9 protein-coding genes are annotated in these 12484 nt (G+C 67.0%); 5 read left to right on the top strand and 4 right to left on the bottom strand.

The annotated features are described in order from the left end of the window. From VGK32_08300 to VGK32_08285, 4 genes are all read right to left on the bottom strand, one after another. On the bottom strand, positions 1 to 3129 hold the full coding sequence (locus VGK32_08300) for a CusA/CzcA family heavy metal efflux RND transporter (GenBank protein ID HEY3381755.1): 3129 nt from the start codon (positions 3127 to 3129) through the stop codon (positions 1 to 3). 64 nt (positions 3130 to 3193) lie between these two features. Further along, positions 3194 to 4399 carry an efflux RND transporter periplasmic adaptor subunit gene (locus VGK32_08295; protein ID HEY3381754.1) on the bottom strand — a complete coding sequence of 402 codons (1206 nt, stop codon included), beginning with the start codon at positions 4397 to 4399 and terminating at the stop codon, positions 3194 to 3196. After that, complete coding sequence (locus VGK32_08290) at positions 4396 to 5703, bottom strand: TolC family protein (protein ID HEY3381753.1); 1308 nt, start codon at positions 5701 to 5703, stop codon at positions 4396 to 4398. The genes VGK32_08295 and VGK32_08290 overlap by 4 nt, the downstream gene beginning before the upstream one ends. A 92-nt stretch (positions 5704 to 5795) precedes the next feature. Continuing rightward, positions 5796 to 6152, bottom strand: a complete 357-nt coding sequence (locus tag VGK32_08285) for a hypothetical protein (GenBank protein ID HEY3381752.1) — start codon at positions 6150 to 6152, stop codon at positions 5796 to 5798. Between the two features lie 122 nt (positions 6153 to 6274). Between VGK32_08285 and VGK32_08280 the strand changes: the two genes are divergently transcribed. From VGK32_08280 to VGK32_08260, 5 genes are all read left to right on the top strand, one after another. Next, positions 6275 to 7276 carry a hypothetical protein gene (locus tag VGK32_08280; GenBank protein ID HEY3381751.1) on the top strand — a complete coding sequence of 334 codons (1002 nt, stop codon included), beginning with the start codon at positions 6275 to 6277 and terminating at the stop codon, positions 7274 to 7276. A gap of 16 nt (positions 7277 to 7292) precedes the next feature. Beyond that, positions 7293 to 9194, top strand: coding sequence for a S9 family peptidase (locus VGK32_08275; protein HEY3381750.1), 1902 nt, complete (start codon positions 7293 to 7295; stop codon positions 9192 to 9194). 144 nt (positions 9195 to 9338) lie between these two features. Continuing rightward, positions 9339 to 10004, top strand: coding sequence for a hypothetical protein (locus VGK32_08270; protein ID HEY3381749.1), 666 nt, complete (start codon positions 9339 to 9341; stop codon positions 10002 to 10004). Between the two features lie 97 nt (positions 10005 to 10101). Beyond that, the gene (locus tag VGK32_08265) at positions 10102 to 10815 is read left to right on the top strand and encodes a PspA/IM30 family protein (protein ID HEY3381748.1); all 714 of its coding nucleotides are present in this window, start codon (positions 10102 to 10104) and stop codon (positions 10813 to 10815) included. Between the two features lie 27 nt (positions 10816 to 10842). Beyond that, the gene (locus VGK32_08260; GenBank protein ID HEY3381747.1) at positions 10843 to 12474 is read left to right on the top strand and encodes a phosphate ABC transporter substrate-binding/OmpA family protein; all 1632 of its coding nucleotides are present in this window, start codon (positions 10843 to 10845) and stop codon (positions 12472 to 12474) included. The last annotated feature ends 10 nt before the right edge of the window (positions 12475 to 12484 follow it).

Here is a 12484-nt window from a genome sequence, read left to right as displayed (position 1 = left end):
TCACCCGTCGTTTCGCTCGACCCACCCGTACACCGCCGGCAGCACGAGCAGCGTCAGCAGCGTGGACGTGATCAGTCCGCCCACCACGACAACCGCGAGCGGGCGCTGGACCTCGGCACCGGGCCCGGTCGCGAACACCATCGGCAGCAGGCTGAAGACGGCAATCGCCGCGGTCATGAGTACGGGCCGCAGCCGCGACTCGCACCCCGCCAGCACCGCCTGGCCCAGGGGGACCCCATCGGCCCGGAACTGGGCGATCGACGAGATCAGCACGACGCCGTTGAGGACGGCCACGCCGAACAGCACGATGAACCCCACCGAGGCCGGAACGGAGAGATAGAGCCCCGACAGCCACAGCGCGAACACCCCGCCCGCCAGCGCGAACGGCAGGTTGAAGATCACCAGGAAAGCCGACCGCACGCTGCCAAAGGTGACGAGCAGCAGGACGAAGATCAGCGCCGCGACCGCAGGCGCGATGATCCCCAGCCGGCGCATCGCCTGCTGCTGGTTCTCGAATTGGCCGCCCCACGTCAGGTAATAGCCAGCCGGCAGCGCCACGTGCGCCTTCAATCGTTTCTGGGCCTCTGCCACGAAGCTGCCGATATCCCGGCCCGTCACATTGACCTCGACGCCAATTCGCCGCTGGCCGTTCTCGCGGGAGATCTGGGCCGGGCCTTCCTGGATCTCGACCTTGGCCAGTTGACTCAACGGCAGGCGCGCGCCGCCAGGGGCGTCGATGAGGAGACTCGAGAGACCCTCGACCGACCGTCGCTGCTCCTCAGGAAACCTGATCGCGATGTCGCAGACCTGATTCTCGAGGTACACCTGCGATACGGGCTTGCCGCCGATGGCGGTCTCGATCAATCCAAGCACGTCCGCGGCGTTGACGCCGTACCGCGCCATCCGTTCGCGGTCGACCGACACGGTCAGGTACGGCTGGCCGGCCACCCTCTCCTCGCTGAGATCCGTCGCTCCCCGAACCTGCCCGAGCACTCGAGCGATGTCGCCGGCCTTCCGCTTGAGTACGGTCAGGTCGTTGCCGAACAGCTTCACGATCACCTGGGCGCGGGTGCCGGCCACGAGTTCGTCGATGCGGCATTGGATCGGCTGGCTGAAGCTGATGACCATGCCCGGGATGTCGGCCAGCGCACCGCGCATCTTGTCCGCAAGTTCCTCCCGCGACCGCGCGGTCCGCCACTCGGCGCGTGGTTTGAGCGCGCCGACAAAGCCGGTCTTGTCCACTCCGCGGGCCTCGATGGCCACGCCGGTCTGGCCGGTTCGCGAGACGACGGTGTCCATCTCGGGAAACCGCATCAGCCGGCGTTCGAGCTCCATGGTCGTCTCGAGTGCCTTCTCGAGGGAGACACCCGGCAGCATCTGCACGTCCATGTCGAACGCGCCTTCGTCCATGATCGGCAGGAACTCGGTGCCGAGCCGCGGCACGAGCGCGAGCGCACCGACGACCATCGCGCCGCCGATCGCCATCACCGCCGCACGGTGCCCGATCGTCCAGTGCAGCGTCGGCAGGTAGACACGCTGGATCGCGTGCAGCACCGGGCTCTCCTTCGTCTCCGCGCGGAGCACGACGAGGCACAGCACCGGAATGATGAAGATGGACAGGAGAAGCGAGGCGAGCAGCGCGAGCGCGACCGTGAAGGCCAGCGGGGAGAACATCTTTCCCTCGAGGCCCTCGAGCGTGATGATCGGTACGAAGGTCAGCGCGATGATGAGTTCGCCGAGGATGCTCGGCTTCCGTACCTCCATCGCGGCGGCCAGCACCGTGGTCAGCCGTCCATTCCGCCCGCCGGCCGATCCATTCCGGCCGAGCCGGCGCTGCACGTTCTCCACCTGGATGATCGTGGCGTCGATGATCATCCCGATCGAAATCGCCAGGCCGCCGAGCGACATCAGGTTGGCGTTGATGCCGGCGACGCGCAGAACGGTGAACGTGAGCAGGATCGACAGCGGCAGCGCGAGGATGACGACGAATGCGCCACGCACGCTGCGGAGCAACAGCACCAGGACCGCGATGACCAGAATCGACCCTTCGAAGAGCGCCTTCAGGACGGTTCTCGTGCTGGCCTCGACAATCGGCGACCGCCGGTAGAACGGGACGAGCCTCGTCCCCTCGGGCAGGACGTGGCTCCCGTTGATCTCCTGGACCTTCGCCTCGACCGCGGCCACCACGTTGCGGCTGTTCTCACCGCGCAGCATCAGCACGATTCCGCCCACGGCCTCGCCCCGCCCGTCCTTGAGGGAGGCGCCCTGACGCACGGCATGGCCGATGCGAACGTCGGCCACGTCGCCGACGAATACGCCGCTGCCGCCCTGCGATCGCAGGACGATCGACCGAATGTCGGCCTCGGACCGGATCATCCCGACGCCGCGGATGATGTACTCCTCCGATCCGCGGGTGACGACGCTGCCGCCCACATTGGCGTTGTTTCTCTGGATCGCGGCGCGCACGGTCTCGACCGAGAGGTCGTACTTCAGCAGACGATCGGGATTGACCAGCACCTCGAACTGCTGGATGTAGCCGCCGAACGAGTTCACCTCCGTCACGCCCGTCACGCCCTTGAGCAACGGCGCCACAACCCAATCCTGCAGTGTCCGCAGCTTCGTCAGGCGGACGGTTTCGCCTGCGGCAGCCTCGCTCCCAGGGACGGCCGGGCCGGTGTCACCCGGTTTGGACTGCTCGAGCGTGTACTGATAGATCTCGCCCATGGCCGTCGCGATCGGCCCCATCGTTGTCTCGACGCCTTCGGGCACTTTTCGGCTGATCTCGCCCAACCGCTCGAACACCTGCTGTCGTGCGAAGTAGATGTTGACGTCATCGCGGAACACGAGCGTGACGACGGAGATGCCGTACTTGGTCACCGAGCGCATCGTGACGAGCCCGGGCAGGCCGCGCATCGCCGACTCGATTGGGTAGGTGATCGCGCGTTCGATCTCGAGCGGCGACAGGCCTGGCGCGGTGCTGACGACCTCCACCTGGATGTTGGTGACGTCCGGGAATGCGTCGATCGGAATGGTCGCGACGGCCCACGATCCGACCGCGACGACGAGGACGAGCGCGAGACCGACGAGAAGCCGGTTTCGCAGCGAGAAGAGCATCAGACGTTCGAGCATAGGAAGGCTCTGGGCTTTCGGCTCGAGACTGTCGGCACCGGATTCCGGGCTCCGCGCCCCGGGATCATTCGCCGGCGAAGGAACTCTTCAGGAGTTCGGCCTTCAGGTTGAACGCGCCGGTGATGACGATGGTTTCCGTGCCGTCGAGGCCTCGGGCGATCACGCGCTGGGCGCCGACGCGATCGCCCAGGGCCACCGGTCTCATGGCGAACCCGCGATCGGGCGACACGACGAACACCGTGGGCTCGCCCTCCACGGTCTGGATCGCGTCTTCGGGCACCCCGAGCACCTCGCGCGTGCCGCGGCGCCCGTCGAGCGTGGCCTGCACGAACATGTTCGGCTTCAGCAACACACCCGGGTTCGGCACCTCTACCCTCACCTTGATGGTCCGCAGTTTCTCGTCCACGACATCGCCGATCCGCGATACCCGGCCCTCGAATCGGCGGTCCGGGTAGACCTCCGTGGCGATCGATACGTGCGCGCCCGCGACCAAGGCCGGGAGATCCTTCTCGCGGGCATCGAGCACCGCCCAGAGCGTGGACAGTTCCGACACCGTGAACAGGAGCTTGTCCGGGTGCACGTGTTCGCCGACGACGACGTCACGGACGATGACGCGGCCGTCGATCGGCGCGCGGATCTTCAGCAGAGGTTCGACGAGATCGGAGAGATCGCCCGTGACGCGCGCGGCGCGCTGCAACAGTCCGTCGAGCTGCGGGTGATCCCACCCGAACGAGTGCAACTGGGACTCGGCGAGGCCGTACTCGGTGACGGTTGCCTCGTACTCCGCCTGCCGCCGCAGGAATTCCTTCTGTTGGATCGCCTCGTCCTTCAGAAGTTCCCTGGCGCGGTCGAGCTCGCGCCGTGCCACCGTCCGCCGGGCTGCGGCCTGCAGGAAGGCCGTCTGCGCCTGGGCGAAGGCGGGCGAGTGCAGCACCAGCATCACCTGGTTCTTCTGCACGCGATCCCCGAGATCGGCACCGATCGACGTCACCTTGCCCTCGAGGACCGACGAAATCTGCGCGGTGCGCTGCTGGTTGAGCGCGATCACGCCAGGAAGCGTCAGCGCGCCCGATACCGAGAGCCGCGCGACAGGTCCTGTGACGAGCCCCCATTTCTTCTGCAGGTCGCCGGCCACGCGCAGCTCGCGCGGTGCGCCGCGCCGCGCGGCTTCAGCCGGTGGCGTCGCGGTGCGCTCGGCCGGAGGCGCGGCACCAGGCCCGCAGCCGGCCACCAAGAGCAGAAACAGGAGCAACGAGAAGCGGCGGATCATGAATGCGGTCCTCCGGGAGCGGTCCCGACGGCGGCTTCGAGTTGGATGAGGCTGAGTCGATGATCGAACAGCGCTCGGTTGTAGGCGCGGAGCACGTCGCGATAGACGCGCTGGGCGTCGAGGAAATCGAGCAGGGGGGTTTCGCCGGATCGGTAGGCGGCGAGCACCGCGTCGCGCGCTTCGCGGGCCTTCTTCACATACTCGCGCTCGAGGTATTCGACGCGCCGGCGGCTGATCTCGACGAGATCGACTGCCTGCTGCACGTCGAGCGAGACCGCCAGCTCCCGCTCGCGCACTCGGCTGTCGGCAAGGCGTGCCTCGGCCTCGGCGCGCGTGATGCCGGCCAGGTTGCGGTCGAACAGCGTAAGCGGGACAGTGACGTTCCACATCAGCCCGTTCACACCGAAGTCTCGGAGCAGGCCGGCGCCCACTGACACGTTGGGCGTCCGGATGGCGCGCTGCAGCCCGAGTTCAGCCCGGCTGCGCGACTGATCCTGGCGGGCGCTGACGAGGTCGGGGCGGCCCGACAGGGCCTGGGCGGCAATCGCCTCGACATCGAGAGACGTGCCGCTCCCGGCCGGCAGGCCGGCCGCCGTGCCGTCGCTGGCAACCAGGCCGTCGCTCGGCTCGATCGGCAGATCCAGCCGGCGAGCCCCGAGGAGCGCCAGCACCGCGCTCCTGGCGTGTCGGCTCTCCAGTTCCGCCGCCAGCACGTCGTCGGTGAACTTCAGGCGTTCGACCTCCAGCCGCCGCAGTTCACCGCCGGAAATCTCGCCCTGCTGGTAGCGCGAGCGGTTGAGCGCGATCACCTTGTCGATGTCGGCGAGCGAGGTCGCGGCCGCGTCGGCATCGAGGCGGGCCAGCACCAGCTGGAAGTAGGCGCGCTGTACCTCGAGGCGCAGTTGTCGGCGCTGATCCTCAATGCCCGATCGGCTTGCGCCCTGTGCCGCAGCGGCCACGGCCGACCGCCACCGGCGGCGTCCAGCGGTTTCCAACTGCTGCTCGATCTGGACGCTGAGCTCCTGCTGGTTCAGGAAACTCGTGCCCGTAGGCTCACCAGGGCGGTACTTCGCTCCGGCCAGGTTGAAGACCGGGTTCAGCCATTGTCGAGCCGCAATCGCTCCGGCGTCGGCGATGGCCGCCTGCTGGCGGGCCGATGCCAGGGCCGGGTTGCGTTGCTCGGCGAGGGCAAGCGCGTCAGCCAGCGAGAGCCGCGACGGGATATCGCCGGCCTGGGCCCGTGCGGTGCCGGAGAACGACACGTATGCGATCAGGCAGATACAGGGAACGGTCAGTGTGCGCATGACTGTACGGACTACCTGGGGGCAGGATGCCGAAGATTCAGCGCGGCCAATCGGCCGGCGGGCCGGAGCGGGGGCGTGTGTGCTCGGTGAGTCTAGGCGAGCGGCGGGTGATAGAGACGTGACGCGGCCACGTCTGGCCGCGCCGCGAGGTCGAAGGCGACTTTCCACGCGAACGAGTAGGTGACCGTGATCGCGACGCGCGTCTGGACATCGACGTACGGCGAACAGCAGAAGCAGTCTTCACCAAGGTCCGCCGCGTCAGACGGTGCGCCGGTGTCCGGTGCCCAGGCCGTGACCGTGCGGGCGCCGTGCGGCCCCGCGGGGACGGCCGGCGCAATCGGCTCGCGGTCGTGCCGGCAGAGACCGAAATCGCAGATGTCGGCTGCTGTCCATGCGAGCAGCAGCACGGCAAACAGGCGCCCGATGCGGCGAAAGCGCGCGGATGTCACGTGTCTTTCGGTGTCTCGCTTCTTCCAGAGACTCCTGATGCGGAGCGACCGGGGCAACACAACCGTGTCGAAGGGTAGCCCACCCGGCTGCTGGCGCGCAAGTGACGGGTATAATCCAAGCGATGTCACCCCATCGACATGTTGCGCCCATCGTCGGTCTTGGAACCGCCGTGGTCGTCGGTCTGCTGATCGGCGCCGCCACTCCAGTGGTCGGCCACAGCCCCGGCGCGGCCGGCGAGTTCGACGCGGTCGGACAGCTCCCCGTCGTCCCGTTGCAGGGTTTCGTGCCGGTCGTGACCGAGCACCGCTACCGGATGTCGGCCAAGATCCGCCCGCTGCTGCTCTTCTGGATTGGCAAGGACAACGTGGGCGGCGCCAGGATGAGGTGGCGACGGGGCGAGGACGGGGCGGTCGGCTACGACCTGCTCATCGGTTCGGACCCGGCGCGCGCGCCGCGCCAGGTCAACCGCTGGGGATTCATCCTGGAGGAGACGAAGGGCGGCGAGACGGCGATCCTCGGGATCATGAAGAAGAGCGACGAGGATTCCCTGGACGAGGCGAAGTCGCACGTGTCGAACGAGGCGAAGGGGGGCGTGGTCTTCAAGATGATCCAGTCGAGAAACACCGCGACCGAGTCGGTGGCGACTGTCACGATGACCCAGGTGACGCGCGATTACTCGTACCGCGAGCTCGACGCGCTCTACGACGCGCTCGTGAAATCCCCTGGCCCGCCGCGCCACAAGACGACTGCCGTGCCGGCTGGCGGGCGTCCCGGTTTCCTGATCGGCCTGGCAGAACTGCTGCACGACGCAGTCGAGAGTTACAAGCGCGACCGCCGCGCGCCGGGCCGCAAGAGCGTGCCCTATGCCTACTACGGCAAGCAGTACGATTTGACGCGCGCGTCCTCCGAGGTGCTGACGAGCGCCACGTTCGGCGCGCGAACCTATCCGCGTTTGCTGCAATCCGAGTTCGAACTGCGCGACCGCAAGGCGTCGTGGAAGGAAGCGTTCACGATCGCGTGCGGCATCGAGGGCGCGCTGACGGAAGTGCCGGTGTACGTCGGCTACCAGCCGCGGTGGTGGTTCCGGGCCGACATGGTGCTCGACGATCGGGAGGTCTTCTAGGTCATTGGGGGTGTCGATGTCCGTCCTTCTCGTGCTTTCCTTGGTGGCTGCCCTGCAGACGCCGGCCGTCGCAGCGGTTCCGCTCACACCCGAGCAGACCCTCGGCGGGCGGCAGATTTCCGACCTGCAACTCTCACCCGACCTCTCCCGCCTGGTGTTCGTCGTGACCGAACCGCCAAAGGGCAATACCCGGCCGCGGGACATCTGGATGCTCGGACTGGCGTCGCGCCAGCTTCGACGGATGACGTACTCGCCGAAAGGCGCCAGTTCTCCTCGATGGTCGCCCGACGGGAAGACGATCGCCTTCCTGTCCGACCGGGAGGGTGGCACGCAGATCCACCTCCTGCCAGCCGATGGCGGCGAAGCGACGAAGCTCACCGGCGGGAAGAACAGTGTCCAGGCGTTCGATTGGGCTCCAGACGGCCAGCGACTGGCCTTCCTCGCGCAGGAACCCCGCACCGATGCCGAGGAGAAGCGCGAGAAGGACAAAGACGATGCACGCGTCGTCGACAAGGACGAGAAACGCGCACGGTTGTGGGTCATCGTGCGGGAGTCCCGCGCGGTCACGCAGTTGACCTCCGGGGCGTGGGCGATCGGCGATGCGCGCTGGGCTCCGGACGGCGAGCGACTGATCGTCGTGGCGACCGATCGTCCCGAGGTGGACCAGAACACCGATCGGATCCTCTCCATCCCTGCCGCCGGCGGCGCGCTGACGCCGCTGGCCGCGCCGAAGGGGCCCGTCGCGCAGGTCCGCCTGTCTCCAGACGGGAAGACGCTCGCGTGGGTCGGTGCGCGCGTCGATGGTCCTGATGCGCACGACCTGTATGTGCTCGAGGCCGGCGTGTCGGCGCCCCGGAATGTCACCCTTTCGGTCGACAGGCCGGTGATGGGGTACGCCTGGCGGAAGGACGGATCCCTGAACGTACTGTTCGCCGATGGTTTCCGCACGCGTTACGCCGTCGTCGATCGACAGGGCCATGTCACCTCCGCCCCGGCGGTCGAGATGAACCGGGGGGCCTTCGCGGCTCGCGACGACGACATCTGGTTCGTCGGCGAGACGGCTGTCGATGCGCCCGAAATCTGGCACGCCAGGGGGACGGCCCGGCCAGAGGTGCTGACCAGCGTGAACACCGACTGGAATCGGCCGGCTCCGCTCGAGCCGGAGTTCTACCGCTACCGGAGCTTCGACGGCCTCGACATCGAAGCCGCCCTCCTGAAGCCGGCCAACGTCGGCGCCGGCGTGAAACTCCCGCTCATCGTGCTAATCCACGGCGGTCCGACCGGCCGCTGGAGCAACGCCTTCGAGCCCTGGGGACAGTTGCTCGCGGCGCGCGGCTACGCCGTGTTCTACCCGAACATTCGGGGCTCGGTCGGCTACGGTCATCGCTTCGTCGAATCGAACCGCGCCGACTGGGGCGGCGGCGATTTCAAGGACCTGATGGCCGGCGTGGACGATCTCATCGCCCGCGGCATCGCCGACCCGAAGCGCCTCGGCATCGGCGGCTGGTCGTACGGTGGCTACATGTCGGCATGGGCGATCACGCAGACGGCGCGGTTCCAGGCGGCGGTCATCGGTGCGGGACTGTCGGACCTCGCCAGCGAGTTTGGAACCGAGAACGGATCGGCGTACGACGAGTGGTTCTTCGGGACGCCGTACGAGAAGCTCGAAGGCTTCATCAAGTGCTCGCCGATTACCTACATCAAGAACGCCAGGACGCCGAGCCTGATTCTTCAAGGGGAGGCCGATACCACCGACCCGATTGGCCAGAGCCAGCAGCTCTATCGGGGTCTCAAACGATACGGCGTCGCCGCCGACTTCGTCGTCTACCCACGCGAAGGGCACGGACTGCGTGAGGAGAAGCACTTGCTGGACCGTCTGAACCGGATCCTGGCGTGGTACGGGCAGTACATCAAGTAGGCGGGACGGCGGAGAGGAGTCGCGGTGCACTCCGTGTTGAATGGCCGCCCAAGGTTGCTGCGCCGCCGGACAAGCGCCCCGGGGCCAGGGGTGCTATCATTCGGCGGTTCGATTCCCGCTGAGCACGCGCCGCGAGGTTCACCCATGACCGACAAGAAGAACTGGGGCTCCACCGTCCTCGGCTGGTTCATCGTGCAGGACGGCGAGCCGGCCGAGACCACGGCGGCGGCCTCCTCGGGCGCCGCTGACGCCGACGCCTCCGTAATAGCGTCCGCAGCCGCCGAACAGCCGGCGCCAGTGTTCTTCAAGAACGAGCCGCCCGCGCCGAAGGGCGGTGACGTGGCGTTCGACGAGGTGTTCGATGCCGCCGGCATCGACGCGGTCGAGCGGGAGCGTGTCGGCAAGGCCCGGGACTTGCTTGGCAGTCTGCCGGCCGAGACACCCGTGCCGGTCAAGAAACAGATCGTCGAGGCCTCCCTCAAGGCGTTCGGTGTGCCGATCGACAACATCATCGAAGCTGGCGTTGCCGAGATCCAGGCGCTCGAAGGCTACATTCGCAAGAATGCCGGCGACACCGAGCGCGTGCTCGAGGAGTCGAACCACCGCATCGCGCAATTCGAGGACGAAATCAAGAAGCTGAAGACGCGGATGGAGGAGCAGGTCACCCAGCAGCAGGGCGTCACGGTCGCCTGCAATGCCAGGAAGCTGGACATCCAGCGGGTTCTGGAGTTCTTCGGCCAGGAGGCGGTGGCGCGCGTGGTGCAGGCCTCCCCGCGCCTCCACGATCCGTCGTCGCCGGGGTCCGCCTAGACGCCGTAGCAGGATGCTGTCCGCCTCGGAACTCCCGCGGCGGGCCTTCGTAGTACCTACTGATCGCCGATGTGTCCGTCCAATCAAGGGGGTTGACGTGGCAGGAGCAGGATTCTTTGCGCGTCTCGGAAACCTCTGGAAGGGGTTTCTCTCAATCTGGATTTCCGACGTGGAGAAGGAACATCCGGAGATCGCCTACGAGAACGCGATCAACTCGATGGTCGAGAAGTACTCGAGGCTGAAGGCGGCCACCGCCGCGATCATCCGTCGCCGCGAGGATACGAGCGAGCGCTACCAGAAGGCCACCAAGGAACTGACGCAGACCGACGCCGAACTTGGCGTCGCGATGGACACGAACCAGGACGATGTGGCGCTGATCCTGCTCCAGAAGAAGAACCAGCTCGCCACCGAGGTTGCCGACCTGCGGGCGGAGATGGACACCGCGCAGCGGGATGCGGACGGCGCGAAGTCGTCGCTCGTCAGCGTCCAGGCCGAGATCCGGAAGCTCCAGGCCGAACGCGAGTCGATGCTCGCCAAGATGCAGTCGGCGCAGGCGCGCATCAAGATTCAGGAGCAGCTCGACGGTCTGTCGGTCGATGCCGAGGTCAAGGCGCTCGACAACGTGCGTCAGCACATCAAGAACACCATTGCCGAAGCCAACCTGGGCAAGGAACTGTCCGAGTCCACGCTCGATTCGAAGCTGGCGGCCGTCCGATCTCAGGTCGGCGAGGCGCAGGCCAAGCAGCAACTCGCCGAGATGAAGGCGAAGCGCGCCGCCGCGCAGGCAGCCGCAGGGCAGAAGACGCTCTAGGCAGGAGCCAGGAACAAGGAGCGAGCCATGAAACTCACGCCTTTTGCGAAGTTGTTCGTCACGGTGGTGGTGGTGGCGGTCGTCGGGTACGCGTTCTGGCACTACAAGGGTGCCGACGTGAAGCAATGGGCCGTGGGCGACAAACCGGCGGCCACGCAGGCGGACAAGACGGCGGCGAGCGACTTCGACGCGCTCAAGAACGCACCGGCCGATCCCGAACGGGGCATCGGATCGACGGGCGTCACCGCGACGAGCCTGGCAACTGGCGGAAAGCTGTCGCGTCCGCTGGTTGTCGGCATCAACACGTGGGCCGGCCATTCGCCGGGCATCGTGTTCAACGGCGGCATGGACCCCAATCCGGCGTCTGCCTACAAGAAGAAGTTCGGTCTCGACGTGAAGTTCGTGCTGCTCGAGGACCCGGCCGCCAAGCTGGCGGCGTTCCGCAAGGGCGACATCGACATCATGTGGGATACGGTGGACAACTGGGCCCGCGAGGCGTCGATTCTCGAGGAGCAGGGGCAGAAGGCCAAGTCGGTCATCATGCAGGACTGGTCGCGCGGCGGTGACGGCATCGTCTCGCTCGCGACCCTGAAATCGATCGAGGATCTGAAGGGGCGGAAGGTGGCGTGCACGCAGTTCACGCCGTCGCACTTCCTGCTGCTGTACCTGCTGGCGCAGTCCGGCCTGTCGTCCGAGGACCGCAACGTCGTGGAGAAGAACATCATCTTCACGCAGGACGCGCCGGCCGCAGCCGCGATGTTCAAGGCCCGGCAGGTGGACGCGGCGGTGACGTGGGAGCCGGATCTGTCGGCGGCAGTGACGGCTCGTGGCGACGAGGCGCATGTCCTCGTGTCGACGACCGCGGCAACCAACATCATCGCCGACACGCTGGTCGCACGCCAGCAGCTCATCGACCAGGCGCCGGGGACGGTGCGTGATTTCGTCCAGGGATGGTTCGAGGGCATCGAGGCGATCAAGCGCGACCCCGCCTCGTCGTACGCGCTCGTCGGCCGCGCGCTGAAGCTCGACAACGACACGGTCTCCGGCATGTTGTCGGGTCTCAAGCTGACGCCGTACGCGGACAACGCGCAATTCTACGGCCTCACGGGCGGCAAGGCCCACTACGACACGCTGTTCGACACGGCCTTCGTGATCTGGCGGAAGAAGGGCCTGGTGACGCGGCCGGTATCCGGCAGGGACTGGGCAGACACGAGGTTCATCTCGTCACTGGCCGTGATGTATCCCGGCCAGAAGGTCGAGGAGCCGAAACTGGCCGCCAAGCCGGCGTCACCGCAGGACCGCGCGATCATCAACAAGGAGATCCAGGTCCACTTCACGCCGGGATCGGACGAGATCATGGCGGGGTCGTACTTCGTACTCGACGCGCTGGGCGAGACGATGACGTCGTTCGGGAATACGTACCTGCGAGTCGAAGGGAACACCGACTCGACCGGGTCGCCGACGGCCAACATGACGCTGTCCGAGCGGCGGGCGTTGGCGGTGAAGAACTACGTGCTCAAGAATTTCCCGAACATCCAGGCGACCCGCTTCCAGACGATCGGCCACGGCTCGGCGAACCCGGTGGCTCCGAACGCGACCGAGACCGGACGCCAGTTGAACCGCCGCACCGACATCAAGGTGGTGCTGGCCTCGCAGTGATCACGAAGAA

The sequence above is a fragment of the Vicinamibacterales bacterium genome (assembly GCA_036504215.1).
In the GTDB taxonomy this organism is placed as follows: domain Bacteria; phylum Acidobacteriota; class Vicinamibacteria; order Vicinamibacterales; family Fen-181; genus FEN-299.
Note: the sequence above shows the minus strand (reverse complement) of the source record. Positions and strands in the feature narration are given on the sequence as shown.

Coding starts and splice junctions, on each gene's coding strand:
- VGK32_08300 (HEY3381755.1), bottom strand. CDS start 3,129: ATGCTCGAACGTCTGATGCTCTTCTCGCTGCGAAACCGGCTTCTCGTC.
- VGK32_08295 (HEY3381754.1), bottom strand. CDS start 4,399: ATGATCCGCCGCTTCTCGTTGCTCCTGTTTCTGCTCTTGGTGGCCGGC.
- VGK32_08290 (HEY3381753.1), bottom strand. CDS start 5,703: ATGCGCACACTGACCGTTCCCTGTATCTGCCTGATCGCATACGTGTCG.
- VGK32_08280 (HEY3381751.1), top strand. CDS start 6,275: ATGTCACCCCATCGACATGTTGCGCCCATCGTCGGTCTTGGAACCGCC.
- VGK32_08275 (HEY3381750.1), top strand. CDS start 7,293: ATGTCCGTCCTTCTCGTGCTTTCCTTGGTGGCTGCCCTGCAGACGCCG.
- VGK32_08270 (HEY3381749.1), top strand. CDS start 9,339: ATGACCGACAAGAAGAACTGGGGCTCCACCGTCCTCGGCTGGTTCATC.
- VGK32_08260 (HEY3381747.1), top strand. CDS start 10,843: ATGAAACTCACGCCTTTTGCGAAGTTGTTCGTCACGGTGGTGGTGGTG.